Origin of the sequence: Pseudomonas sp. TNT2022 ID1044 (assembly GCF_028656895.1) — a bacterium.
Taxonomy (GTDB): domain Bacteria; phylum Pseudomonadota; class Gammaproteobacteria; order Pseudomonadales; family Pseudomonadaceae; genus Aquipseudomonas; species Aquipseudomonas reinekei.
This window is the reverse complement of sequence record NZ_JAMDHB010000001.1, coordinates 297,099-321,955: the sequence shown is the minus strand read 5'-3', so window position 1 is coordinate 321,955 and position 24,857 is coordinate 297,099. Positions and strand designations below refer to the sequence as shown.

Sequence of the window (24,857 nt, the reverse complement as noted above, 5' to 3'; positions counted from 1 at the left end):
TGATTCACCCTTACAATTCCACTCTAACCAAGGAGTGAAATCGGATGGCGTTTTACATCGAAGGTATGGGTGAGGCTGTGATTAGCCTTCAAAATGAGGAGTTTCGGGTTGACTCCGACACCTTGAAGCAAGGTGATACTGTTCAGACAAGTCAACAAGCCTATGATGAGGACGACGTCGACTTCGAAACTTCGTTCTTCGCTACATCGCGGGGTGAAAACACCGAAGCAAAGCAGCTCTTCACATGGAAGGTGGAGTACACCCAACATTTCAGTACTGGCAAGCTACTTATTAACGCCACTGAATGTGTAACTCCAGGCGTACTAATGATAAAAGACCTCGGTTTCAGTGTAGCCGTGGATGAAAATGAGTAATTAAAAGGAAGTTTGCACCGGGCGCTTTACTTTAAGCGCCCATAGCCTCAGCCATTGCATGCACTTACGATGGATGGGCGCACAGCTACATCGAATCTATTCAATGTAACGAGCTTCGAGAAAGCTTACTTTGCCAGTCGCTTCGAGCTTTGCCTGACTACCCAGTTCGGGCCTGCCTCCGAACACCAGAAAAATCGACCTCTCACAACACTCATCATGCGACGATCTCCGCTCCAGCATTGCAACGTGATGGGTTCGCGCTTGCGCCGCCTCCTGAGACCATCTGACTGGCGCCTCCCACCTTCACTGCTGCGACAGGTACGGGAACTCTGCCGGCTGCAGGACGAAAACACCCACCGTAAGCAGTTGGTGATCGGACTCGCCCTAATTTGTCATATCCTTCTGGTGGCGATCAGAAAAAAATCTGAAGACAGCTCGTCGTGTCGATGTCAGCCAGTGCCCCCCAAGAGAAAGTTCGCGAAAAGGAAAAAATCGCAGCCAATACAATCAGAACTGATCAGCCTTGACAGGTTTCAACGCGACGAAGCCCCGAATGGCACTTTACGAGCTTTTTGCTAACGGTGACCCAACGGTGACCAAAATGATCAAAGCCCGAAAACAACAAAGCCCGGTCGTTTCCGAACCGGGCTAAGTCATTGAAAAATATGGTCGGGACGGAGTGATTCGAACACTCGACCCCTAGCACCCCATGCTAGTGCGCTACCGGACTGCGCTACGCCCCGACTAGGCGTGAAACTGATTCCTCAACCTCGAGGAACGCTCAAGAATATATCGCAAGCTTTTGAAAACTGGAAGTATTTAAAAGCAGGAATTTATTTCTTGAGGACCACCAGAACATCTTCGAGCTCGGCGATCATCTGGCGGATCATTTGCTTGTATTGGGTGGTGTCGTCTTTGGCTTCATCGCCGGACAAACGCAAGCGTGCGCCGCCGATGGTGAACCCTTGATCGTAAAGGAGCGCGCGGATCTGCCGGATCATCAGCACATCCTGGCGCTGATAATACCGGCGGTTTCCGCGGCGTTTGACGGGGTTGAGTTGAGGAAACTCCTGCTCCCAGTAGCGCAATACGTGCGGTTTTACCGCACACAGCTCGCTAACTTCACCAATGGTGAAGTAGCGTTTGCCTGGGATGACGGGTAGCTCGTCGTTATGACTTGGTTCCAGCATAAGCCTCAACTCGGGCCTTCAACTTCTGCCCTGGACGAAAGGTGACCACACGGCGAGCCGTGATCGGGATTTCTTCTCCCGTTTTCGGATTGCGGCCAGGCCGCTGGCGTTTGTCCCGAAGGTCGAAATTGCCGAAACCGGACAATTTGACTTGTTCGTTGTCTTCAAGAGCGTGCCTGATTTCCTCGAAAAACAGTTCAACCAATTCCTTGGCTTCCCGCTTGTTCAGGCCCAGCTCTTCATACAGACGTTCCGCCATCTCAGCTTTCGTCAAAGCCCCCATACGTCACTTCCTTAACGTGGCGTCCAACCTTTGTTCGAGCGAGGTGAGGATGTTTTGCGTCGTGTTATTCACCTCATCGTCATTAAGAGTGCGCGATGGATGCTGCCAGGTCAAGCCAACTGCGATGCTTTTTCTATCAGGATCAATACCTTTACCCTGATATACGTCAAATAGCCTGAGGTCTGTCAGCCATTCGCCTGCATTTTCACGGATTACGTCCAATACAGCCGAGGCTGCAACGTCTTTGTGCGCAATCAGTGCAAGGTCACGACGCACTTCAGGAAAGCGCGACAACTCGTGGAATCTAGGCATTTTGCCGGACGCCACTTCCGCCAGAACCAGCTCGAAAACAAACACCGGACGATCCAGACCCAGGGTTTTCGACAATTCAGGGTGGATAGCACCGACAAAGCCCACCAGACGACCTTCGCGTTCGATGCGCGCGGTTTGACCCGGGTGCAACGCCGGGTGTTTGCCCGGCACGAACGTGAATGCATCCAGAGCACCAGCGAAGCCCAGCACCGCTTCCACGTCAGCCTTGACGTCGAAGAAGTCCACGGTGTCGCGACCCTGCGCCCAGCCTTCCGGCAGTCGGCTACCGCAAACCACACCCGCGAGCATCGGCTCTTGTTTCAGACCTTCGAGCTGGCCGACGAAACGCAGACCGCTTTCGAACAGACGCACGCGGTCCTGTTGACGATTCAGGTTGTGCTGAAGCGCCTTGACCAGACCGGGCCACAGCGACGAACGCATGGCAGCCATGTCGTTGGAAATCGGATTGGCCAGCAGCAACGGCTCTACACCCGGATTAAACAGCTCGAACTGTTTCGGATCGATGAAGCTGTAGGTGATCGCTTCCTGATAACCACGGGCGACCAACAGACGACGCAGTTCCGGCAGGTCACTACGCGCTTCTGCCTTGGCTTGCGGCGCCAGACGCGCTTGCGGGTAACGAACCGGCAGACGGTTGTAGCCGTACAGACGCGCCAGCTCTTCGATCAGATCGACTTCCAGGCTGATGTCGAAGCGATGGCTTGGCACTTCTACGCGCCACTGCCCAGCCCCGTCAGCGGTAATGGTCAGGCCCAGACCGCTGAGCAGACGCTCAACTTCAGCCGAGTCCATTTCCATTCCCAGCATCTGGGTGATGCGTTGAGCGCGCAGGGTCACCGGCGCAATCGACGGCAGGTGCTGTTCGCTCACGGTTTCGATGATCGGGCCGGCTTCGCCACCGGTGATTTCCAGCAGCAGGCCAGTGGCGCGCTCCATGGCTTCACGGGCGAGCTGCCAGTCCACGCCGCGCTCGTAGCGATGCGATGCATCGGTGTGCAGGCCGTAGGAACGGGCCTTGCCAGCGACGGCGATCTGATCGAAGAACGCACTTTCCAGGAAGATATCGCGAGTTGTCTCGGTGTTGACGCCGCTGTGCTCGCCACCCATGACGCCAGCGATGGCCAGTGCGCGGGTGTGGTCAGCAATCACCAGCGTATCGCTACGCAGGCTGACTTCCTGACCGTCGAGCAGCACGAGCTTCTCGCCTTCTTCGGCCATGCGCACGCGGATGCCGCCATTGATTTCGGCAAGATCAAAAGCGTGCAGCGGCTGACCCAGTTCGAGCATCACGTAGTTGGTGATGTCGACGGCTGCATCGATACTACGCACGTCAGCACGACGCAGGCGCTCTACCATCCACAGCGGCGTAGGCCTGGACAGGTCGACATTACGGATCACACGCCCCAGGTAGCGCGGGCAGGCAGCAGGCGCCAGCACTTCAACCGAACGTACTTCGTCGTGGACAGCCGGAACGCTGGCAACCACTGGACGCGTGACCTTGGCGGCATACAGCGCGCCGACTTCACGGGCCAGACCGGCCAGCGACAGGCAGTCACCGCGGTTCGGGGTCAAGTCGACCTCAATGCTGGCGTCTTCCAGGTTCAGGTATTCACGAATGTCCTGGCCCACTGGCGCATCGGCCGGCAGTTCCATCAGGCCATCGTTACCCTCGCCTACTTGCAGTTCGGCTTGCGAGCACAGCATACCGTTGGACTCAACGCCCCGCAGCTTGGCTTTCTTGATCTTGAAGTCGCCCGGCAGTTCGGCACCGATGGTGGCGAACGGAATCTTCAGGCCAGGGCGCACGTTTGGCGCACCGCACACGACCTGGAAGGTTTCCGAACCATTGCTGACCTGGCAAACACGCAGCTTGTCGGCGTCCGGGTGCTGCTCGGTGCTAAGCACCTCGCCCACGATCACACCGCTGAATACACCGGCGGCCGGCGTCACGCTATCGACCTCAAGACCGGCCATCGACAGACGAGCAACCAGCTCATCGCGACTTACCTGCGGGCTAACCCAGCCACGCAGCCATTGTTCACTGAATTTCATCCTGCTCTCCTAAGAATTCGTTACGACTAGCGAAATTGCGCGAGGAACCGCAAGTCGTTGTCGAAGAACAGACGCAAGTCGTTCACGCCGTAACGCAGCATGGCCAGACGCTCAACGCCCATGCCGAAGGCGAAGCCCGAAAACTCCTCCGGGTCGATCCCGGACATACGCAGCACGTTCGGGTGCACCATGCCGCAGCCCATGACTTCCAGCCAGCCAGTCTGCTTGCAGACACGGCAGCCTTTGCCGCTGCACATCACGCATTCCATGTCGACTTCGGCGGATGGCTCGGTGAACGGGAAGTACGAAGGACGGAAACGCACAGCCAGTTCTTTCTCGAAGAACACCCGCAGGAATTCTTCGATGGTGCCTTTAAGGTCGGCAAAATTGATGTCGCGATCTACCAGCAGGCCTTCGACCTGGTGGAACATCGGCGAGTGGGTGATATCCGAGTCGCTACGGTACACACGGCCTGGGCAGACGATGCGGATCGGCGGCTGTTTTGACTCCATGGTGCGGACCTGTACCGGCGAGGTATGGGTGCGCAACAACATGTTGGCATTGAAATAGAAGGTATCGTGCATCGACCGGGCCGGGTGATGGCCTGGGATGTTGAGCGCTTCGAAGTTGTGATAATCGTCTTCGACCTCAGGGCCTTCGGCAATGCCGTAGCCAATGTGGGTGAAGAATTGTTCGATGCGTTCCAGAGTGCGGGTAACCGGATGCAGACCACCGGAGGTCTGACCGCGGCCCGGCAGGGTCACGTCAATGGACTCGGCGGACAGTTTGGCAGCCAGGTCGGCCTCTTCAAACAACGCCTTGCGCGCATTGAGAACGTCTGTGACACGCTCCTTGGCAACGTTGATCAGCGCACCGACTTGCGGACGCTCTTCTGCCGGCAAATTCCCCAAGGTCTTCATCACCTGAGTCAATTCACCTTTCTTGCCAAGGTAGTGAACCCGGATTTGCTCCAGGGCATTGATATCTTCAGCGCTTTGCACAGCCTCTAGTGCTTGAGAGACGAGCGCATCCAGGTTTTCCATGTACAGACTCCAGATACAAAATAGGGGAAGAGCTTGAAGGCTCTTCCCCTATTTATGACGTTTAACACCTGGCCCCACAGAGGTGAGGCCGGGTGACTGTCGGGGGTACTTAAGCCAAGGTGGCTTTAGCTTTCTCGACAATCGCAGCAAACGCCGCTTTTTCGTTCACTGCCAGATCAGCCAGAACCTTACGGTCGATCTCGATGGACGCTTTTTTCAGGCCGGCGATGAAACGGCTGTAGGACAGACCGTTGATACGAGCACCAGCGTTGATACGAGCGATCCACAGAGCGCGGAACTGACGTTTTTTCTGACGACGGTCACGGTAGGCGTATTGGCCTGCCTTGATTACCGCTTGCTTGGCAACACGGAATACGCGGGAGCGTGCGCCGTAGTAGCCTTTAGCAAGTTTCAGAATTTTTTTGTGACGCTTACGGGCAATGACGCCACGCTTTACACGAGCCATGAGTTACTTCCTCTATTCTTGACTAAAATTAACGAAGGCGCAGCATGCGCTCGACTTTTGCCACGTCAGACGGATGCAGCAAGCTGCTACCGCGCAGTTGACGCTTACGCTTGGTCGACATTTTGGTCAGGATGTGGCTCTTGAAAGCGTGCTTGTGCTTGATACCGTTAGCAGTTTTCAGAAACCGCTTAGCAGCACCACTTTTGGTCTTCATTTTTGGCATGTTCGGATACTCCGCATTCAGTTGATAAACATAATCAGAAGGCCTGCCGTGCCCTGTTGATTACTTCTTCTTTTTCGGGGCGATGACCATAATCAGCTGGCGTCCTTCCATCTTAGGATGCTGTTCGACCGAACCGTACTCGAGCAAGTCACCTTCAACTCGCTTGAGGAGTTCCATCCCCAGCTCCTGGTGGGCCATCTCACGGCCGCGGAATCGCAAGGATACCTTGGCCCTGTCCCCGTCACTCAGGAAACGTACCAGGTTGCGCAGTTTTACCTGGTAATCCCCTTCCTCCGTCCCTGGACGAAACTTGATTTCTTTTACCTGAATCTGCTTCTGGTTTTTCTTCGCTGCCGCAATCTGCTTCTTCTTTTCGAAGATCGATTTGCCGTAGTCCATCACCCGGCAAACTGGCGGGACTGCGTCGGCGGAGATTTCTACCAGATCAAGCTTGGCTTCTTCAGCAATACGAAGCGCTTCATCAATCGAGACGATGCCAATCTGCTCGCCGTCAGCGCCAATTAACCGAACCTCGCGTGCCGAGATATTCTCGTTGATCGGGGCTTTCGGTGCAGCTCGTTTATCTTGTCTCATTTCACGCTTAATAATAATTACTCCGAATCTTGGCGACCACGCCGGGAAACCGCTTGCGCGAGGAACTCGGCGAACTGGGCGACGGGCATCGAGCCCAGGTCAGCACCTTCACGAGTACGCACAGCGACAGTCTGCATCTCGACTTCCTTATCCCCAATAACCAAGAGATAGGGAACCTTGAGCAAGGTATGCTCGCGGATTTTAAAGCCGATCTTTTCATTTCTCAAGTCAGACTTGGCACGAAACCCGCTTTCGTTGAGAGTTTTTTCTACTTCGGCAACAAAATCTGCCTGTTTATCAGTGATATTCATGATCACTGCCTGGGTCGGAGCCAGCCACGCAGGGAATGCACCCTCGTAGTGCTCGATCAGAATTCCGACGAATCGTTCGAAGGAGCCCAGGATCGCCCGATGCAACATAACCGGATGCTTGCGGCTGTTGTCTTCGGAGACATATTCGGCGCCCAAACGGACAGGCAGGTTAAAATCGAGCTGCAGGGTACCACACTGCCAGACGCGGCCGAGGCAATCTTTCAGCGAGAACTCAATCTTGGGACCGTAGAATGCACCCTCGCCCGGCTGCAGGTCGTACGGCAGGCCAGCACTATCAAGGGCTGCAGCCAATGCTGCTTCGGCGCGATCCCACAATTCGTCGGAGCCAACGCGTTTTTCCGGACGAGTGGACAGCTTCATCTCGACGTCTTTGAAGCCGAAATCAGCGTAGACGTCCATTGTCAGCTTGATGAACGCAGCGGACTCGGCCTGCATCTGCTCTTCAGTGCAGAAGATGTGGGCGTCGTCCTGAGTGAACGCACGCACGCGCATGATGCCGTGCAACGCACCCGATGGCTCGTTACGGTGGCAGGCACCGAATTCGGCCAGACGCATCGGCAACTCGCGGTAACTCTTCAGGCCCTGGTTGAACACCTGCACGTGGCAAGGGCAGTTCATTGGCTTGATGGCGTAGTCGCGGTTTTCCGACTGAGTGGTGAACATGTTGTCAGCGTAGTTGGCCCAGTGCCCGGATTTCTCCCACAGGCTGCGGTCAACGACTTGTGGAGTCTTGATTTCCAGATAGCCGTTGTCGCGCTGAACCTTGCGCATGTACTGCTCAAGCACCTGGTACAGAGTCCAGCCGTTAGGGTGCCAGAACACCATGCCCGGCGACTCTTCCTGGGTATGGAACAGGCCCAGGCGCTTGCCGATCTTGCGGTGATCGCGCTTCTCGGCTTCTTCAATGCGCTGAATGTAAGCAGCCAATTGCTTCTTGTCCGCCCAAGCGGTGCCGTAAACGCGCTGCAGTTGCTCGTTCTTGGCGTCGCCGCGCCAGTAGGCGCCCGACAACTTGGTCAGTTTGAAGGATTTCAGGAAACGGGTGTTCGGCACGTGCGGACCACGGCACATGTCGACGTATTCTTCGTGATAATACAGGCCCATGGCCTGCTCGTTCGGCATGTCTTCGACCAGGCGCAACTTGTAGTCTTCGCCGCGGGCCTTGAACACTTCGATCACTTCGGCGCGCGGAGTGACTTTCTTGATCACGTCGTAATCTTTTTCGATCAGCTGCTGCATACGCTGTTCGATAGCGGCCAGGTCGTCCGGAGTGAAAGGACGCTCGAAGGCGATGTCGTAATAGAAGCCTTCATCGATGACCGGCCCGATCACCATTTTGGCAGTCGGGTACAACTGTTTGACCGCATGGCCAACCAGGTGAGCGCAAGAGTGGCGAATGATCTCCAGCCCCTCTTCATCCTTTGGCGTGATGATTTGCAGCGTCGCGTCGCTGTCGATGATGTCGCTGGCATCAGCCAGTTTGCCATTGACCTTGCCGGCCACGGTGGCCTTGGCCAGACCCGCACCGATGGATGCGGCGACCTCGGCGATGGAAACCGGGTGATCGAATGAACGTTGACTGCCGTCGGGAAGAGTAATAGTTGGCATGGCGCCTCCTCTCCTAGTGGTGACCCCTACCAAAGGTCACGTGGGTTGGGATGAGCCAGTACAAGATCCGATCCAGGCCATTCAATGACGAACGCCTGCCTTACAGCGGCAGGAGCCTTGCGGCCAACCGGAAAATCGAACCAGAGTGACTGGGATTCAAATCAGGGTTATTCGGGCAGTTGCCGCATCCGGGACTGAAGGTCGACCGAAGCCTGCAAAAGCCTGAGCGGGGCATGCTAGCACAGATGAACGGTCGTGGCTGTGCGCGGGTTTTCTGCCAAGGCAAATCCGCTGTTTTTGTGCCAGAGTGCTGAACTAGATCCGTGCTTTACCCCTCAGATAAAAGACATTGACCCACAAGGAGCATCCCGGCATGCGTCTGAATCGTTTGTTCGCTGTAGTCGCACCTATCGTCCTGCTGTTGCCTCTGGCCGCGCACGCCGAATGGCCCAAGGGCGAGCGCGAAAAATACATGGCTCAGTGCACTGAAGCGGCCACTCCGCAAATCGGTGCTGCGGCTGCGAAATCCCACTGTGCTTGCGGCGCCGATGCAATCAAATCGTACCCGGCCAAGGACCTTCAGTCCTTGATGGACAACACGGCGAGCGACGGGCTGAAACAGCAGGCCCTGACGCAGATTGCCAAGTGCAAAGCCAACGTTCCGGCGAAAAAGTAAGCCTGAAAAAACGCTGAAAAAGCGATTTCAGCGGTTAAAAAGCCTCTGAAAATCGCCTTTTCCTACAATTTATGCAGGTTTTACAGCTTTTTTTATCGTCTTTACTTTCGGGCGAAAGCCTTTTAAATCGGGGCTTTCAGCCATATCAGGCAACAAAGAAAGCGTGACTGTAGGGCAAACAGCACCTGCGGGGGGCTCCCAAAGCGCACATTTCGACTATGATACCCCGGTGTGCCCAGTTGGCCTGAGCAGCACAGTACTACTGAAAATATATGTTTCTTGGAGATACACCATGTCTAATCGCCAAACCGGCACCGTTAAATGGTTCAACGATGAAAAAGGCTTCGGCTTCATCACTCCTCAAGGTGGCGGTGACGACCTGTTCGTACACTTCAAAGCTATCGAAAGCGACGGTTTCAAAAGCCTGAAAGAAGGCCAAACCGTTTCCTTCGTGGCTGAGAAAGGCCAAAAGGGTATGCAAGCTGCTCAAGTTCGCCCAGAGTAATTTCCAGGCGCACTAAAAAAACCCCGTCCAAGTGACGGGGTTTTTTATGGGCGACACAAAAGCCTGAGCGATCAGCCGCAGTTGACGCGGGTGACTACACGATTGGCATCAGTGTTCAGGTTCAGGCGATCGGAGCGATACTCCAGGGTTACCATGTCCGTCGGCAGCAGGAACCGTGCATTCTGCGCGCCAGCACGCGTACGCGCCTGCTCCAGCAACTGGGGCGAAGCTTGTTTGCCGATGGTGAATTCGGCCGCTTTGGCCTCGCAACGGCTGTGACCTGTGTCAGTCGTCGTTACAGGGTCTGTTGCCGACTCGGTGGAGGCAGTGCTGCAACCGGCCAACGTTGCAACGGCCAACAAAGTACCCAATGACGCGAGCTTCCAAGGCATGAAGCCTCCTTTTTTCGGTAGTTAAGCTGAGATCGTGCGACCGCCAATCCGGCGTTTGGTTTCACAGGGCATGCTGTTAAACCGCCCTCGCCGCGCAAAACGGCAAGTTTGCCTGAGCAACACCCTCACCTTCTCTGTTCAATCGTGACTGAATATGAACAGCGCTCAATAGACGTCGATGTAATCGAACGCTGGCTTCGGCCAGTTCTGTTTCAGCGCATTGTAGATCTGCATGACCCAGACTTCGTCGCTCGCAGCCACGCGGCCGACATAACCCGAGCCCTTAGCCCAGGTTTCCAGGCGAAACAGCAACCCGTCGATGTCGCTACCGCCCACCACGCCCGATGAAATATAGGCGATGCCGCCCTTGGTCACACGCAGCTGCGTGTGTTCATCGTCGCTGGCCGCCGCCAACAGCTGGCGTACGGCTTCAAGGGTCAAGCCGTCGGGAGTGTTCAAATCGATCTGCACAGAGCGGTCCTAGAAAATGGATCAAAGACCAAGTGTCGCATAGCCCTCACCTCATGCCTAAGTCGGAGTGCCAAACGCACCGCAAAATGGTTAACTCGAGGTTCAGACTTCCCCGACCGCACGAGCGCAACCATGACCACCATCTCCATCGACGCCGCCATCAATGCCAAGTGGTCAGAAGGTCACAGCGCCTACAGCCCCGGTAGCCCGGAAGAGCTTGCAATCATCAGCATAGACCTACTGGTCAAGGAACTGGGCACCGAGGCCGCCCAGTCCTTTATCGAGCAGATTTTCGAGAAATACCACTGCACTGCACCTGAGTGAGCGCAATACCCCACAAGTGAACACTTGTGAGGCAAGCGTCACTTCAGTCGGGCCAATCGCTCGGTCAACAGATCAAAAAAACCTTGTGCATCGCCGCTTTCAACCCAGAAGGCGTTTTTCGGCGCGTTCAACGTGTCGTACCAATCGACGATGGTTTGACCGAAGGTCGGGCCTTCGCGGCTGTCGACCACCACATTTACCGAGCGCCCGCTGAACAACTCGGGCTTGAGCAGGTAAGCGATCACCGAGGCATCGTGCACCGGGCCACCCGGTATGCCGTAATGCTCCATATCACCCTTGATGTACTCATTCAGGATTTCGCCCACGCGTTTGCTGGCATTGTTGTTCAACGCAGCAATCTGCTTCAGGCGCGCCTCACTGGTGAGAATCTTGTGGGTGACATCCAGAGGCAGGTAAGTCAACTTAACGCCGCTTTTGACCACCACCTCGGCAGCGTGAGGATCGGCAAACAGGTTGAATTCCGCCACCGGGGTAATGTTGCCACCATTGAAGTGAGCCCCCCCCATGATCACCACTTCCTTGATGCCCTGAACGATTCCCGGCTCCTGAATCAATGCCAGGGCCAGGTTGGTCTGCGGCCCCAGCATGGCGATAGTGATGCTGTGGGGTTTGGCTGACATTAGCGTATCGATCAGGTAGTCGATGGCATTGCCCTGCTCCAGACCTTTCTTCGGTTCGTGCACGGTGACACCCGACAGCCCTTCCTTGCCGTGGATATTCTCGGCGTAAATCGGCGTGCGCATCATCGGTTTCGGCGCCCCGGCATAGACCGGCACCTCTTCACGCCCTGCCCACTCGCGGGCCAACCGCGCGTTACGCGAGGTCTTATCCAGTTGTACGTTGCCGGCGACGGTGGTCAACGCCCGAACGTTCAGCTCGTCCGGCGATGCCAATGCGAACAACAGGGCTACGACATCGTCGGCACCGGGATCGGTGTCGATGATCAAATCAATCTTTTCCGCCGCCTGGGCGCCGGTGGCGGTCATTACGGACAAAAGCAGCAAACTCCGAAGCAAGTGGCGCAGTTCAAGAATATAGCGGTACATGGTGCACTCCTTGTGCAAGGTGGATGAGGGAGACAATTGCCAATCAGAACGTTACCCCGGCGATCAGCACGACGTTGCAGTACGGCTGGCACTCGCCGGTACGCACGACCGCTCGAGCCTGTCGAGTGAGGACTTTGAACTGCTCATGGCTGAGCAACTCGCGACGCCCAAGCGCCCCGTCGGCGTTGAGCTGGTCCAGAGTGACCAGTGCCGAGGGTTTCTTCTCGAGAATTTCCTGCGCCAGCACATGGCTTTCAACCTGCATTTCGCTGAGCACAACGTTCAGCGTACAGATGAAATCCGGAATGCCATGGGTCAGGGCCAGGTCGATCAGCTCGACACCTGGCGGCACTGGCAGACCGGCGTCACCGATGACCACCCTGTCGCCATGGCCCAGTGATGCGATCAGGCGCGACAGCGCGACGTTGAGTAGCGGTGTTTTTTTCATGAGGTCTTGAATGCCTGAACGTCGGACAAGAAAGGAATAGAGGGTTGCGCGCCGGCACGGGTCACCGACAACGCCGCGGCAATCTGGCCGAAGCCAATCGCTTCGGCTTCGCTTCGGCCGACGGCCAGTGCGGCAGCAAAACCACCGACGAACGTATCGCCAGCCGCAGTGGTATCGACCGCTTTCACGGCAGGCGCCGGAAAATGCGCGAAGCTTTTTCCATCGGCAAACAGCGATCCTTCGGCACCGAGCGTGATGATCACCTTGCCGGCACCCATTTCGATCAAACGGGTCGCTGCAGCTTCTGCACTTTGTCGAGAGTCCACCGGCAAGCCACTCAATGCCGACGCCTCACTTTCGTTGGGAATCAGGTAATCGATGTTCGCGTACCAATCCGCCGGCAACGGCCGACTGGCGGGGGCCGGATTGAGAATCACGACTTTGCCCAATTCTCGACTGCGCTTGAGCGCGTGGCCAACCGTGGCGTCCGGCACTTCAAGCTGGCAGATGATGACATCGGCGGCTTGCAGCACCGCATCAAAACAACCGATCAGCGCTGGCGTCAGCGCACCGTTGGCGCCAGCGACGATCACGATGGCGTTCTGGCTGTTGTCATCGACCACAATCAGCGCCACGCCACTGGAGCCTTCAACGGCGCTGACCGCCTGACAATCGATCTGCTCGGCCAACAGGGCATCGCGCAGTGCTGTGCCATAGGCATCGCTGCCCACGCAGCCAACCATTGATACCTGAGCGCCCAAGCGCGCGGCGGCCACCGCCTGATTGGCGCCCTTGCCCCCGGAAACCGTGGAAAACGATTCACCGATCAGCGTTTCACCGCCACGTGGCAACCTCGGTGCCCGGGTCACCAGGTCCATATTGAGGCTGCCTATTACCACTACTTTTGCTGGCATACATCACTACTCATAAATTCGATTTCAGCGGCGCGTTGGGTTATCGGAATTGCGCGAACAGACCGGTCAGCGGCGCGGTCGATTCACGCATGACAATGCTCGGTGTAACAATCCGCTGCCGGGTGGCCAGATCCGGCGTAGCGATCCGACGCAGCAGCACTTCAGCCGCCATCTCGCCAAGCTGCAGGATTGACTGGCCCACGGTCGTCAACGCCGGGTAGACATAACGGCTCATCTGGATATCGTCGAAGCCGATGACCGACAACTGCGTCGGCACTCGGATATTGCGCTCGGCCGCCGCTCGCAGCACGCCGATCCCAATCATGTCGTTGGCAGCGAAAATGGCGCTGGGCGGATTGCGCTCAAGCAGGATAGCGGCGGCGTTGTAGCCGCCGGTGCTGGTGAAGTCGCTTTCCAGCATGCGCCCTGCCGGCAAGTCGAGGCCCGCGTCCGTGAGGGCTCGGCAAAAACCGGCCAAACGCAGCTGCGCCACGCTGGTGGTTGCCGGGCCGCTGATGGTGGCGATATCCCGATGCCCTAACTCCAGCAGATGCCGGGTCGCCAGGTAGGCGCCGTACTCGTGGTCGATACGAACCAGGTCCGCATCGACGCCTTCCAGGCTACGGTCGACAATCACCATGGGGGTGCGCACCCCGGCCAGGCCTTCCGCCAAGCCGCTGTCGCCACCCGCCGAGGCGACGATCAGTCCGTCGACACGTTTTTCCAGCAACACACGCAGGTAGCTGCGCTGTTTGTCCGGATTGTCGTCGGAGTTGCAGAGAATCACGCAGTAGCCGTTACGCTCGCAATAATCCTCAATGCCCCGGGCCAGCTCGGCGAAGTACGGGTTGAGGCTGTTGGGTACCAGCAAACCGATGGTGGCTGTTGTTTTTGCCTTCAGGGAGCGAGCCACGGCACTGGGGACGTAGTCGAGGGTCTTGATCGCCTCCTCCACCTTGATCCGCACTTCCTTGCTGACTGGCCGGGTTTTGTTCACCACATGGGAAACCGTGGTGTAGGAGATACCCGCCAGCGCTGCTACATCTTTGATCGTTGCCATGACTCAGGCCCGCCGACTTGCGCGCTGACTGCGGTAAGTATCGAGCACCACCGCCACCACGATGACCGCGCCGGTGATAATGCGCTTGGTCGGCTCGGTTGCGCCGATCTGCGCCAGACCGGCCGCCAATACGGAAATGATCAACACCCCGAAGAAAGTGCTGATGACCGAGCCACGCCCACCCATCAGGCTGGTACCGCCGATGACGACGGCGGCGATCACCTGCAGCTCGAGGCCAGAACCGGCATTCGGGTCCGCCGCTTCCAGCCGCGAAATCTGGAACAGCGCGGCGATACCGGCCAGCAGTCCCATCAGGCTGAACACCAGGATCTTGTAGGGCTTTGGATTGATACCGGCCAGCCGCACCGCTTCTTCATTGGTGCCGATGCCGATCAGGTAGCGACCGAACACGGTACGGGTCAACACCGCCTGAGCGATGAAGATGATCAGCAAGGCGATGATGAACGATGGCGAAATCCCGAAAGCGATCGGGTTGGACAGCCAGGCGAAAGCATCGCCGATGTACGCCGTGCGCGAGCCGGTCATCTGATACGCAACGCCGCGCGCCATTTCCAGCACGCCGAGGGAAACGATGAACGATGGAATGCGCCACGCCACCGTGATCGAACCGGTGATGGTCCCCGCGAGGGCGGCGGCCGCCATGCCGAGCAATGCTGCGGGCACCACGTTCCAGCCCCAGCCGAGAATCGCCACGCTGACCGTCGAGGCGGCCAGCGCCAACACCGAGCCCACCGACAGATCGATGCCGCCGATGATCAGCACGAAGGTCATGCCGACCGCCAGAACCATCAGGTCCGGGATCTGGTTGGCCAGGGTGCTGAAGGTGTCGTAGGACAGGAAATGGCTGCTCAGGAGCGAGAACAGCACGACCATCGCCAGCAAGGCACCGGCCAGGCCCAAATAAGTGCCCAGGCCGTAAAAATTGCCACTGCGTTTGCCGGCGGAAGTTACGGTTTTCATGGAAGGTCCCTAGGCGCGGCTTCGTTGAGCAGCGCATCACGTTTCTGATAGCCGGCAAAAGCAGCGGCAAGCAAGTCATCCTGAGTCCAGCTGTCGCGCTCGAAGGTATCGATCAGACGGCCCGCCGAGAGCACGCCGATCCGGTCGCAGATCAGCATCAATTCGCGCAGGTCACTGGACACCACCACCAGCGCTTTACCCTGTCGGGTCAGTTCACCGAGCAGTGCATAAATGTCGAACTTGGCACCGACATCAATGCCCCGGGTCGGCTCGTCGAACAGCAATACCGAGCAATCGCGCTCCAGCCAACGGCCGATCACCACTTTCTGCTGATTGCCTCCGGACAGCTCGGATACCAATTGCGCCGGGCCGGAACTGCGAATGCGCATGGCGTCGATCTGACGCTGGGCCAGGGACGCTTCGTCGACTTGATTGACGAACCCGCCACTGGAAATACCCGGCATGTTGCCCAGGGCAATGTTGGCGCCGATTGATTGAGTCAACAGCAGACCTTCGCCTTTGCGGTCTTCGGTGATCAGGGCGATACCGTGACCGACCGCGTCCACCGGCGACCGGATGCTGACAACCTGTGCCGGAGAGCCCAGCGCTATGGTGCCGCTGTCCGCGGTGTCGGCACCGAAGATCAGCCGCAGCAACTCGGTGCGCCCTGCCCCGATCAATCCGGAAATGCCAAAGATCTCGCCGGCGCGCACTTCGAAGGACACGTCACGCACCTTGTCGGCGCGGGACAGGCCCTTGACCGTCAATGCCGGAGCACCGATGTTGCGCTGGCCCATGTCGATGTGTTCGCCCAGTTCACGCCCCACCATCAAGGTGACGAGTTGCTCACTGTTGTAATTGGCCATGGGCTCGACGCACACCAGATTGCCATCGCGCAGTACCGCAATACGCTGGGCGACCCGGGCGAGTTCTTCGAGACGATGGGAGATGTAGATGATCGCCACGCCACGGGCTTGCAGGCGGGTGATCTGCTCGAACAGCATCTCGACTTCACGGGCCGTCAGCATCGCGGTCGGTTCGTCGAGGATCAGCACGTGGCAATCGCCGATCAGGTTGCGGGCGATCTCGACCATTTGCTGGTGTCCGATGCCGAGTTCGCCGACCAGCGTGTCCGGGTCGATGGCATCGAGCCCGACCTGGGCCATGGCTTCAACCGCCGCCTTGCGCAGTTGCTTGCGGCTGATCCAGCCGCCATTGCTCGGCAGGTTATCGAGAAACAGGTTTTCCGCCACCGACAAGGTCGGCAGCAGATTGAGTTCCTGCATGACCATGCGGATGCCCAGATCTTCAGCCTGGGTACGGCTGCCCGGCCGATAATCCTGCCCCTGAAATTGCATCTGGCCGGTGGTCGGTGTGACCAGACCGCCAATGATCTTCGACAGCGTACTTTTGCCGGCGCCATTTTCACCGGTCAACGCCAGCACTTCACCGCGCATGAGCGTCAGGTCGATGCCGGACAGAACCGGTTGGGCGTAGGTCTTGCCGATGCCGCTGACCGAAAGGACAGCGTTCGGGTCGCGAACGGACATAAAACTCTCCATGCGCTCGCCCGGACGGGCGAGCGCCGTTGTGTCGCCAGAGGACTACTTTTTGGTAACCAGCTCTACCGGCGTCTCGATCACGCCATTGGCACTGCTGTCGACTTTCTCGCCCTTGATGATTTTCAGCGCAGTCTCGATGCCGAACACCGCTTGCTTGGCGGCAAACTGGTCGGCTGTGGCCAGCACGCGACCGTCGGCGAGCATTGGCTTGATCGCGTTGATGTTGTCGTAGCCGACGACTTCAACCTTGCCCGCCTTGCCCGCGGCGCGTACCGCCGACACCACACCGAGCGCCATGCTGTCGTTGCCGGCCAGCAGAGCTTTGGTTTGCGGGTATTCGCTGAGGATCGACGCAGCAACCTTGTTGCCCTTGTCGATTTCCCAGTCACCGGACTGAACCGACACAACCTTGATCTGCGCCGCTTCCATCGCATCCTTGAAGCCTGCGGTGCGGGCTTGGGCATTGGTGGTCGTGGACACGCCTTCGATGATGCCGACTTCGTCACCCGCCTTGAGCTGCCTGGCCAAGTACTCACCCACCAGTCGCGCGCCTTTGCGGTTGTCCGGGCCAACGAATGGAACATTGATGTTCTTGCTTTTGACTACGGCCGGATCGAGCTGATTGTCGATGTTGATCACGGTGATACCGGCATCGATGGCTTTCTTGATCACCGGAACCATGGCCTTGGAATCTGCGGGAGCGATCACCAGCGCATTGACTTTGGCCAGGATCATTTGCTCGACGATGCGCGTCTGGCCGGCGGTATCTGTTTCGTCCTTGATCCCGTTGGAAATCAGGTCGAACTCACTGGCGTGTTCTTTCTGGTAGGCCTTGGCGCCGTCTTCCATGGTCAGGAAGAATTCGTTGGCCAGGGATTTCATGACCAGGGCGACTTTAGGTTTTTCAGGCGTTTCGGCGAAAGCCGAAGAGACAGGCAGCGCGGCGGAAACGGCAGCCAGCATTGCGACAGCGAGAAGACGTCCAGCGAATGGCAGCTTCATGGGCTTACTCCGATCTTATGATTATTGTGAGCAACGCTTGCGCTGGCGTAAGGTGCGTGGCCTGCGCCGATGGGGTTAACCCATCAGCAGAGCCGCGCAAACGTTTGCGTAGACCGGACTATGCGAATCTTGCCCAGATTTGTCAATGCTGGGAAAGCGATGTTTGAGTGACCGCTCAAGCCGTGGTACTGACCACGTTTCCGGATCCCGTCAGCTCTTTCGCCAGCGCGGCCGCCACTTGCATCAACGCCGCAGACGTATCGGCAATCTGTGCCTGAATCGACATGACGGCAGTGGCCTTGGCTTCCGCCGACTGAAACGACGCAGCCTGGGTTGCCGCCAATTGCTGTTGCTGCTCGCGCAGTTGCTCCTGCAACTCCTGCATGCGCTTGAGCAGCATCTGCACCGCAATGCTTTGCTGGCTGCCGGCGCTTTCGGCTTGTTCGCTACCCTGCGCGCCGCCGAGGCTGACAGACTTTTTATCGTCCCCTTCCAGACCCAGGCGCTGGGTCGATGACTGCGCTGTCGTGTCACTCAAGGTTTCGGCAGACGACGCTGCTTTCCCGCCGATGTTGATCACGGACGCATTTGGAAAACCGATGGTCAACGACATGTGAACTCCCTGAAAAAGATTCCTCAAGGAAAGATCGGCCTGCGTGTAGGTTTCTTTAGCGCTCACAGGGTGAACGCCCTTTCGGAGAGCCGAACGTAAAATCCATATTCCGTCGGAATCCCGGACAGCAGCACAGTCGAATGCGTTGAAACTTCGTTTAAATATCCAAACAAATCAGTGACTTGAACGATTCTCTCAATACGAAGTGTAATTGGTACAGATTCTGCTCTTCTCAGGCACCCCCAGCGTTCAGATCCGCCGGGGGCGCATCTAGATGAACCTGCATCAGCACCGTCACTACTAGAGAGAAAAATAATGACATCTGCTTTCAAGACTTTTGTTCCGGGCGCCTTGGCCCTCCTGCTGCTCCTGCCGACTGCCCTTCAGGCAAAAGAAGTTCAATCCGAACAGAAACTCGCCAACGTGGTGATCCTGGCCACCGGCGGCACGATTGCCGGCGCGGGTGCCAGCGCGGCCAACAGTGCGACCTATCAAGCGGCGAAAGTCGGTATCGACAAACTGATCGCCGGGGTGCCGGAGTTGAGCCAGGTGGCCAACGTTCGCGGCGAACAAGTGATGCAGATCGCATCCGAGAGCATCACCAACGAAAACCTGCTGCAACTGGGTCGCCGCGTCGCCGAACTGGCCGACAGCGATGACGTCGATGGCATCGTGATCACCCACGGCACCGACACCCTGGAAGAAACGGCCTACTTCCTGAACCTGGTGGAAAAGACCGAGAAGCCGATCATCGTTGTCGGCTCCATGCGCCCGGGCACTGCAATGTCGGCCGACGGCATGTTGAACCTGTACAACGCGGTGGCGGTGGCCAGCAGCAAAGAAGCACGCGGCAAAGGCGTACTGGTGACCATGAACGATGAAATCCAGTCGGGTCGTGACGTCAGCAAGATGATCAACATCAAGACCGAAGCGTTTAAAAGCGCCTGGGGTCCACTGGGCATGGTAGTAGAAGGCAAATCCTACTGGTTCCGCCTGCCGGCCAAGCGCCACACCATGGATTCGGAATTCGACATCAAAACCATCAAGAGCCTGCCTGACGTCGAAATCGCCTACTCCTACGGCAACGTCAGCGACACCGCCTACAAGGCGCTGGCCCAGTCCGGCGCCAAAGCCATCATCCACGCCGGCACCGGCAACGGCTCGGTCTCCTCGCGAGTCGTTCCAAGCCTGCAAGCCTTGCGCAAGGATGGCGTACAGATCATCCGTTCTTCCCACGTCAACGCCGGTGGCTTTGTTCTGCGCAACGCTGAACAGCCTGACGACAAGTACGACTGGGTGGTAGCGCATGACCTGAACCCGCAAAAGGCCCGCATCCTGGCGATGGTCGCACTGACCAAGACCAACGACAGCAAAGAGCTGCAACGGATGTTCTGGGAATATTGATTCGCCCTCGCCCGACCGGATCCGGTCGGGCACCCTTCGCAAGAGAAAAAATATCCCTTCGTCCTACACCAAATGGCACAAACCGCTGTCAGAGGATTTTCTTGAATTTTAAGCAGTTGCGAAAATGCCTACAGTTAAATACTGTATGCACGTACAGCTTAATAAGGATAATCCCGTGGACACCACCTCTGCTTCACCTGACTCCTATGTACGCATGGGCACACGCGTTCAGAAAATCATCAATTCCCCCACCGCTCAAAAAGCCAAGGCTGCGCTGATCTTCCGTCTTCCGGATGAGCCCGTGGATGAGTGGGAGCAATTGCTCGAAGAAATCGATGAAAACGACAACGTCACCCTCGCCTATCGCGATGACGGCGGCGTGCAGATTTTCTGGGTTGTGCCGAAGGAAGACTGAGTCAATGAGTGTCCGTTGTTTTGCTTTACTGTTTCTGTTGTTCGCCATGGGCGCCCAGGCCGATGCGCCACGCACCTTCAACGAAGCCAAGAAAGTCGCCTGGAAGCTGTATGCCCCGCAATCCACCGAGTTTTATTGCGGCTGCAAATACACCGGCAATCGAGTGAACCTCGCTGCCTGCGGCTACGTACCGCGCAAAAACGCCAAACGCGCCTCGCGCATCGAGTGGGAACACATTGTGCCGGCCTGGCAAATAGGTCATCAGCGTCAATGCTGGCAGGAAGGTGGACGCAAGAACTGCACACGCTACGACCCCACTTATCAAAAAGCCGAGGCCGACCTGCACAACCTGGTGCCGAGCATTGGCGAGGTGAATGGCGATCGCAGCAATTTCAGTTTCGGCTGGCTGCCGGAGCAATCCGGCCAATATGGTTCTTGCTTGACCCAGGTTGATTTCAAGGCGAAGAAGGTCATGCCGCGCCCATCCATTCGCGGGATGATCGCCCGGACTTACTTCTACATGAGCAAACAGTACGGCTTGCGCCTGTCGAAACAGGATCGGCAACTGTACGAAGCCTGGAACAAAACCTATCCGGTCCAGGCCTGGGAACGTCAGCGCAACCAGAGCGTGGCGTGCGTCATGGGGCGCGGCAATGAATTTGTCGGCCCGGTAGACATGAAAGCCTGCGGTTAAACGCGCGCTGAAATCAAAAAGGCTCCGGACTCAACACCCGGGGCCTTTTTTTAAACCGCCGCCGATTCGAGTGAATCGGGTACTTACTGCGCTGCCGGACGCTCCAACACCAGCACTTCAATGTTCTGTTTCTTTGCCTTGATCAACGCGGCGTTCACTTGCGCCTGCTTGGCGTCGGCTTCAGCCTTCGAGTTATAAGGCCCCATCAGAATCCGGGTCTTGCCATTTTCGCGAATGACATTGGACATGAAGCCGTGCTCGATCAGCCAGCCACTGAGATCGCTGACCGCCTGCGGTGTTTCGCCTCGCACTTCAAGATCCCACTGTGGCCCCGACACCTGCGCTGGGGTCGCCGCTGCTGTAGCCTGCGGCTTTGGCGCATCGACACGTTTGCCTTCACCGCATCCCGCCAGCGCCAATACTGCAATCACCAAGACCATTTTGCGCACTGCGTTTCCCTCTGAATGCTTAAAGCGCGGATTTTAACACTCATGAATAGTTCTCGAGTGCCGCAAAATGGGCTCAAAACAACGAGAATGATGGTTGCGGCCTCTGTATAGTTACGTCTTGGGAATTAATGCTGCATCTGCGCGTCAGAAAGAGGCACCCAAATTGTGAGACTTCGCACTAATCTATACATACCACCGACCTCTGCACTGTCCGAATCAGGTGCCCCAGAAAGCAATCAAGGAGAAGACCATGCTGATACTCACCCGCAAAGTCGGTGAAAGCATAAATATTGGTGATGACATTACGATCACCATCCTCGGCGTTAGCGGCCAGCAAGTCAGAATTGGCATCAACGCCCCGAAAGACGTTGCGGTGCATCGCGAAGAAATTTATCAGCGCATCCAGGCTGGCCTGACCGCCCCGGACAAACCGCAAACTCCCTGAATCCTGATGCAGTCAGTAGCCAGCCCGTTCACCCCCGGAACGACGGCTGGCTAAAGATTCACGGACTGCAACGCCTTTCGCTCGCCCCCTCCTTGTCACCCCTGCACATCTTGAAACACCCCGCGCCTAACCAAACGTCACACCACGCGCCATGCCAGTGGCCGCGATTACCATCAGCAATAGCAACAACGCTTCAACATGACTGATGCGCGCAAACAATTTCGCCCGTCCCGCCTCGATAGCCGCGCCACGCGCGAGCGCTATACGCCATTTGATCAAAGTCACCATGGGCGCGACTTCCAGCAGCAGAATCAGCACGAATAACGTCATCTTCAGATGAAACAACGGCTGCTGCAGGTAATAGTCCGCGCCCTTTTCGAATCCGCCAAACGCCCGCATCCCACCGGTTACCAACAGAACGAGCGCCGAAATCCCCCAAATGTTATCCGCAATCAACACGCTACGAACTTCACCCACGCCAGTCGCCAAGCGTCGAAAGTTCGTGCCACGAACCAAAACCGCCCAAAACCCCAGCACCACCACCAAAAGATGTACGGCTGCAAGAATCCAGTGAATCAGCATCGAGAAACTCCTTTCAGGACGAGTTGAATCAACCTGTCAGTAGTAGCCCATTGATCAATGGATTGCACTGGCGTGAAACGAACGTAATCGCCAGACGCAAAAAGCCCAGCGCAATGGCTGGGCTTTGATTACTTTCTGTTTTCCATCATCTTGTCGGCGAGGGCCTTTGCCCTTTCGATCAACAGATTCTGCCTGTCTTCGTGAGTCGCCCCACCGACAACAGGTGCCGTCAGATTGCTTTCGGCAATCAACGCCGCGCAAAAATATTGATCCCAAACAGCCTTGTTTTCGGATGACTGCTGATTCATTTGATCGGAGATCATTTGCGACTCCTCTGGATCAGATCACGCATGAATCACTGCGCTACAGGATCCATCTCAGAAGTACATGAGAGGCGATCCAGGGGGACGCTTCGACCACAGTCCATTGAAGCAGAAGGCAAATAAACAAGTAAGCCGCAGAGAATCGCATCATCGCCCGCCTCCCCATTTGTTCCTCTTCTGCCTTATGACCCAGTCAAACGCTTGGTCGCCTGTTTTGGTTGGATGCAGTTCGGTGCCCACAGTTCAATGCTGGGTAGAAATGATTTTCATTTGGGTGGCAGGTTAGCTTGAAGTTGCAGCCTGGAAGCCACTTCACCCCACGGAAACAAAGACAATACTGAGGCTTCGATGGATCGCCGAATAAATCCCAGAGAACAAAAAAGGGCCCACCTTTCGGTGAGCCCTTCTAGACCGCCCAGCAGAGCGGATTTTGTTTGGTAGGCGCGATTGGACTCGAACCAACGACCCCCACCATGTCAAGGTGGTGCTCTAACCAACTGAGCTACGTGCCTGCTGTGTGGCGGCATTCTACGGAATTCCGGAGGGGTGTCAACACCTTTTTTCGCGCTAACCCTATGAATATGCAAAATATTTAATTTCGCTGCGGCAAAGAAGATTTTCCGGTGGCTGGCGGTGGTTTTTTAACTCGGGTAGGATCGTCGCACTCGTAAAATATATTAAACAGAGGCTGCAGGATGGCGAACACCCCCTACCCCGAGTCCTACTACGCCGCATCGGCCAATGCGGTTCCTCCGCGCCCGGCGTTGCAGGATGACGTTGAGACTGATGTCTGTGTAATCGGTGCCGGTTATACCGGGCTGTCCTCTGCCCTGTTTTTGCTGGAGAACGGTTTCAAGGTCACGGTGCTGGAAGCCGCCAAGGTTGGTTTTGGCGCGTCCGGGCGCAACGGCGGACAGATCGTTAACAGTTACAGCCGCGATATCGACGTGATCGAGCGCAGTGTCGGCCCCAGGCAGGCGCAGTTGCTCGGGCAGATGGCGTTTGAGGGCGGGCGGATTATTCGTGAGCGGGTTGCCAAATATAATATCCAGTGCGATTTGAAGGACGGCGGTGTCTTCGCCGCCATCACCGCCAAGCAGATGGGCCATCTGGAGTCTCAAAAGCGTCTGTGGGAACGCTTTGGTCACACTCAACTGGAGTTGATGGATCAGCGACGCATTCGTGATGTGGTGGCCTGTGATCAGTATGTCGGCGGCATGCTCGACATGAGCGGCGGTCACATACACCCGCTGAATCTCGCGCTGGGTGAAGCAGCGGCTGTGGAGTCGCTGGGTGGCATCATTTATGAGCAATCGCCGGCGGTACGCATTGAGCGTGGCGCGAATCCGGTGGTGCACACGCCACAGGGCAAGGTCCGGGCAAAATTCATCATCGTGGCGGGCAACGCGTATCTGGGTAATCTGGTGCCGGAACTGGCAGCCAAGTCGATGCCTTGTGGCACCCAGGTGATCACCACCGAGCCCTTGGGTGACGCGTTGGCGAAAAGCCTGTTGCCTCAGGACTACTGCGTCGAGGACTGCAACTATTTGCTCGACTACTACCGCCTGAGCGGCGACAAGCGTCTGATTTTCGGCGGTGGTGTGGTGTACGGCGCGCGCGATCCGGCGAACATCGAGGCAATCATCCGCCCGAAAATGCTCAAGGCTTTCCCGCAACTCAAGGATGTGAAGATTGATTACGCCTGGACCGGCAATTTCCTGCTGACCCTGTCGCGTCTGCCGCAAGTCGGACGTCTGGGCGACAACATCTACTACTCCCAGGGCTGCAGCGGCCATGGCGTGACATACACGCATCTGGCAGGCAAAGTCCTGGCCGAAGCGTTGCGTGGTCAGGCGGAGCGTTTCGACGCGTTTGCCGACCTGCCCCACTACCCGTTCCCTGGCGGGCAGTTGCTACGCACGCCATTTGCGGCATTGGGTGCGTGGTATTACGGGTTGCGGGACAAGTTCGGGTACTAAGCCGCACGCAATACATTGCGGGAGCGAGCCTGCTCGCTCCCGCAGGGTTTGCA

The 24,857-nt window shown here is 57.1% G+C and carries 30 protein-coding genes and 2 tRNA genes; 9 read left to right on the top strand and 23 right to left on the bottom strand.

Going from position 1 to position 24,857, the window contains the following annotated elements; genetic code table 11:
* Nucleotides 1-44 precede the first annotated feature (44 nt).
* The gene (locus M5G20_RS01500) at nucleotides 45-374 is read left to right on the top strand and encodes a hypothetical protein (protein ID WP_273917565.1); all 330 of its coding nucleotides are present in this window, start codon (nucleotides 45-47) and stop codon (nucleotides 372-374) included.
* Nucleotides 375-1,040: 666 nt separating this feature from the next.
* Here M5G20_RS01500 and M5G20_RS01495 read toward each other — a convergent pair.
* The 9 genes from M5G20_RS01495 to thrS form a co-directional block, all read right to left on the bottom strand.
* A tRNA-Pro gene (locus M5G20_RS01495) sits at nucleotides 1,041-1,117 on the bottom strand.
* Nucleotides 1,118-1,207: 90 nt separating this feature from the next.
* On the bottom strand, nucleotides 1,208-1,564 hold the full coding sequence (locus tag M5G20_RS01490) for a MerR family transcriptional regulator (protein ID WP_003179985.1): 357 nt from the start codon (nucleotides 1,562-1,564) through the stop codon (nucleotides 1,208-1,210).
* Complete coding sequence (gene ihfA / locus M5G20_RS01485) at nucleotides 1,545-1,847, bottom strand: integration host factor subunit alpha (RefSeq protein ID WP_002553164.1); 303 nt, start codon at nucleotides 1,845-1,847, stop codon at nucleotides 1,545-1,547. The genes M5G20_RS01490 and ihfA overlap by 20 nt, the downstream gene beginning before the upstream one ends.
* A 3-nt stretch (nucleotides 1,848-1,850) precedes the next feature.
* The gene (pheT, locus tag M5G20_RS01480; RefSeq protein ID WP_273917564.1) at nucleotides 1,851-4,232 is read right to left on the bottom strand and encodes a phenylalanine--tRNA ligase subunit beta; all 2,382 of its coding nucleotides are present in this window, start codon (nucleotides 4,230-4,232) and stop codon (nucleotides 1,851-1,853) included.
* A 26-nt stretch (nucleotides 4,233-4,258) separates the two neighbouring features.
* Nucleotides 4,259-5,275, bottom strand: coding sequence for a phenylalanine--tRNA ligase subunit alpha (gene pheS, locus M5G20_RS01475; RefSeq protein WP_056853666.1), 1,017 nt, complete (start codon nucleotides 5,273-5,275; stop codon nucleotides 4,259-4,261).
* Between the two features lie 109 nt (nucleotides 5,276-5,384).
* A complete protein-coding gene (gene rplT, locus M5G20_RS01470; RefSeq protein WP_007905879.1) occupies nucleotides 5,385-5,741 on the bottom strand; it encodes a 50S ribosomal protein L20 in 357 nt (118 codons plus the stop codon).
* Nucleotides 5,742-5,769: 28 nt separating this feature from the next.
* Complete coding sequence (gene rpmI / locus M5G20_RS01465; RefSeq protein ID WP_002553160.1) at nucleotides 5,770-5,964, bottom strand: 50S ribosomal protein L35; 195 nt, start codon at nucleotides 5,962-5,964, stop codon at nucleotides 5,770-5,772.
* Nucleotides 5,965-6,024: 60 nt separating this feature from the next.
* The gene (infC, locus tag M5G20_RS01460; RefSeq protein ID WP_169843736.1) at nucleotides 6,025-6,576 is read right to left on the bottom strand and encodes a translation initiation factor IF-3; all 552 of its coding nucleotides are present in this window, start codon (nucleotides 6,574-6,576) and stop codon (nucleotides 6,025-6,027) included.
* Nucleotides 6,576-8,498: a threonine--tRNA ligase gene (thrS, locus tag M5G20_RS01455; protein WP_150705194.1), complete on the bottom strand. Its 1,923-nt coding sequence runs from the start codon at nucleotides 8,496-8,498 to the stop codon at nucleotides 6,576-6,578. The genes infC and thrS overlap by 1 nt, the downstream gene beginning before the upstream one ends.
* 373 nt (nucleotides 8,499-8,871) lie before the next feature.
* Here thrS and M5G20_RS01450 point away from each other — a divergent pair, with 373 nt between their 5' ends.
* On the top strand, nucleotides 8,872-9,174 hold the full coding sequence (locus M5G20_RS01450) for a hypothetical protein (RefSeq protein ID WP_150733414.1): 303 nt from the start codon (nucleotides 8,872-8,874) through the stop codon (nucleotides 9,172-9,174).
* 292 nt (nucleotides 9,175-9,466) lie between these two features.
* Complete coding sequence (locus M5G20_RS01445; protein ID WP_003179963.1) at nucleotides 9,467-9,679, top strand: cold-shock protein; 213 nt, start codon at nucleotides 9,467-9,469, stop codon at nucleotides 9,677-9,679.
* Between the two features lie 71 nt (nucleotides 9,680-9,750).
* On the opposite strand, the gene M5G20_RS01440 is transcribed toward M5G20_RS01445, so the two are convergent.
* A complete protein-coding gene (locus M5G20_RS01440) occupies nucleotides 9,751-10,071 on the bottom strand; it encodes an I78 family peptidase inhibitor (RefSeq protein WP_273917562.1) in 321 nt (106 codons plus the stop codon).
* A gap of 165 nt (nucleotides 10,072-10,236) precedes the next feature.
* Nucleotides 10,237-10,542 carry a hypothetical protein gene (locus M5G20_RS01435; protein WP_273917561.1) on the bottom strand — a complete coding sequence of 102 codons (306 nt, stop codon included), beginning with the start codon at nucleotides 10,540-10,542 and terminating at the stop codon, nucleotides 10,237-10,239.
* Between the two features lie 132 nt (nucleotides 10,543-10,674).
* Here M5G20_RS01435 and M5G20_RS01430 point away from each other — a divergent pair, with 132 nt between their 5' ends.
* Nucleotides 10,675-10,866, top strand: a complete 192-nt coding sequence (locus tag M5G20_RS01430; RefSeq protein ID WP_273917560.1) for a hypothetical protein — start codon at nucleotides 10,675-10,677, stop codon at nucleotides 10,864-10,866.
* A gap of 38 nt (nucleotides 10,867-10,904) precedes the next feature.
* Here M5G20_RS01430 and M5G20_RS01425 read toward each other — a convergent pair whose 3' ends face one another.
* The 8 genes from M5G20_RS01425 to M5G20_RS01390 all read right to left on the bottom strand — a co-directional run bounded on the left by M5G20_RS01425 (nucleotide 10,905) and on the right by M5G20_RS01390 (nucleotide 18,513).
* A complete protein-coding gene (locus M5G20_RS01425) occupies nucleotides 10,905-11,933 on the bottom strand; it encodes a nucleoside hydrolase (RefSeq protein ID WP_273917559.1) in 1,029 nt (342 codons plus the stop codon).
* Nucleotides 11,934-11,976: 43 nt separating this feature from the next.
* Nucleotides 11,977-12,381 carry a D-ribose pyranase gene (gene rbsD, locus M5G20_RS01420; protein ID WP_273917558.1) on the bottom strand — a complete coding sequence of 135 codons (405 nt, stop codon included), beginning with the start codon at nucleotides 12,379-12,381 and terminating at the stop codon, nucleotides 11,977-11,979.
* Nucleotides 12,378-13,295 (bottom strand): ribokinase, encoded by a 918-nt coding sequence (gene rbsK, locus M5G20_RS01415; RefSeq protein WP_273917557.1) that lies wholly within the window; start codon nucleotides 13,293-13,295, stop codon nucleotides 12,378-12,380. The genes rbsD and rbsK overlap by 4 nt, the downstream gene beginning before the upstream one ends.
* Nucleotides 13,296-13,335: 40 nt before the next feature.
* The gene (locus M5G20_RS01410) at nucleotides 13,336-14,355 is read right to left on the bottom strand and encodes a LacI family DNA-binding transcriptional regulator (protein WP_273917556.1); all 1,020 of its coding nucleotides are present in this window, start codon (nucleotides 14,353-14,355) and stop codon (nucleotides 13,336-13,338) included.
* Between the two features lie 3 nt (nucleotides 14,356-14,358).
* Entirely contained in the window at nucleotides 14,359-15,336 is a 978-nt protein-coding gene (locus M5G20_RS01405) for an ABC transporter permease (RefSeq protein ID WP_273917555.1), read from the bottom strand.
* Nucleotides 15,333-16,886, bottom strand: coding sequence for a sugar ABC transporter ATP-binding protein (locus M5G20_RS01400; RefSeq protein WP_273917554.1), 1,554 nt, complete (start codon nucleotides 16,884-16,886; stop codon nucleotides 15,333-15,335). The genes M5G20_RS01405 and M5G20_RS01400 overlap by 4 nt, the downstream gene beginning before the upstream one ends.
* Before the next feature lie 54 nt (nucleotides 16,887-16,940).
* Nucleotides 16,941-17,900, bottom strand: coding sequence for a sugar ABC transporter substrate-binding protein (locus tag M5G20_RS01395; RefSeq protein ID WP_150733405.1), 960 nt, complete (start codon nucleotides 17,898-17,900; stop codon nucleotides 16,941-16,943).
* 175 nt (nucleotides 17,901-18,075) lie between these two features.
* Entirely contained in the window at nucleotides 18,076-18,513 is a 438-nt protein-coding gene (locus M5G20_RS01390; protein ID WP_273917553.1) for a hypothetical protein, read from the bottom strand.
* Nucleotides 18,514-18,828: 315 nt separating this feature from the next.
* Between M5G20_RS01390 and M5G20_RS01385 the strand changes: the two genes are divergently transcribed.
* The 3 genes from M5G20_RS01385 to M5G20_RS01375 all read left to right on the top strand — a co-directional run bounded on the left by M5G20_RS01385 (nucleotide 18,829) and on the right by M5G20_RS01375 (nucleotide 21,026).
* A complete protein-coding gene (locus M5G20_RS01385) occupies nucleotides 18,829-19,917 on the top strand; it encodes an asparaginase (protein ID WP_150733403.1) in 1,089 nt (362 codons plus the stop codon).
* A 124-nt stretch (nucleotides 19,918-20,041) separates the two neighbouring features.
* On the top strand, nucleotides 20,042-20,332 hold the full coding sequence (locus M5G20_RS01380) for a DUF1654 domain-containing protein (RefSeq protein WP_150705180.1): 291 nt from the start codon (nucleotides 20,042-20,044) through the stop codon (nucleotides 20,330-20,332).
* A 4-nt stretch (nucleotides 20,333-20,336) separates the two neighbouring features.
* A complete protein-coding gene (locus M5G20_RS01375) occupies nucleotides 20,337-21,026 on the top strand; it encodes an endonuclease (protein WP_150733402.1) in 690 nt (229 codons plus the stop codon).
* A gap of 83 nt (nucleotides 21,027-21,109) precedes the next feature.
* Here the strand turns inward: M5G20_RS01375 and M5G20_RS01370 are convergent, their stop codons facing one another.
* Nucleotides 21,110-21,475, bottom strand: coding sequence for an SPOR domain-containing protein (locus tag M5G20_RS01370; RefSeq protein WP_273917552.1), 366 nt, complete (start codon nucleotides 21,473-21,475; stop codon nucleotides 21,110-21,112).
* Nucleotides 21,476-21,725: 250 nt separating this feature from the next.
* On the opposite strand from M5G20_RS01370, the gene csrA reads away from it, so the two are divergent.
* Entirely contained in the window at nucleotides 21,726-21,920 is a 195-nt protein-coding gene (gene csrA, locus M5G20_RS01365) for a carbon storage regulator CsrA (protein WP_007938114.1), read from the top strand.
* Between the two features lie 126 nt (nucleotides 21,921-22,046).
* Here the strand turns inward: csrA and M5G20_RS01360 are convergent, their stop codons facing one another.
* From M5G20_RS01360 to M5G20_RS01350, 3 genes are all read right to left on the bottom strand, one after another.
* Nucleotides 22,047-22,502, bottom strand: coding sequence for a DUF2214 family protein (locus M5G20_RS01360; RefSeq protein WP_273917551.1), 456 nt, complete (start codon nucleotides 22,500-22,502; stop codon nucleotides 22,047-22,049).
* Nucleotides 22,503-22,630: 128 nt separating this feature from the next.
* Nucleotides 22,631-22,825: a hypothetical protein gene (locus tag M5G20_RS01355; protein WP_273917550.1), complete on the bottom strand. Its 195-nt coding sequence runs from the start codon at nucleotides 22,823-22,825 to the stop codon at nucleotides 22,631-22,633.
* A 435-nt stretch (nucleotides 22,826-23,260) separates the two neighbouring features.
* Nucleotides 23,261-23,337, bottom strand: a tRNA-Val gene (locus M5G20_RS01350).
* A gap of 183 nt (nucleotides 23,338-23,520) precedes the next feature.
* On the opposite strand from M5G20_RS01350, the gene M5G20_RS01345 reads away from it, so the two are divergent.
* Nucleotides 23,521-24,804: an NAD(P)/FAD-dependent oxidoreductase gene (locus M5G20_RS01345; protein ID WP_273917549.1), complete on the top strand. Its 1,284-nt coding sequence runs from the start codon at nucleotides 23,521-23,523 to the stop codon at nucleotides 24,802-24,804.
* The last annotated feature ends 53 nt before the right edge of the window (nucleotides 24,805-24,857 follow it).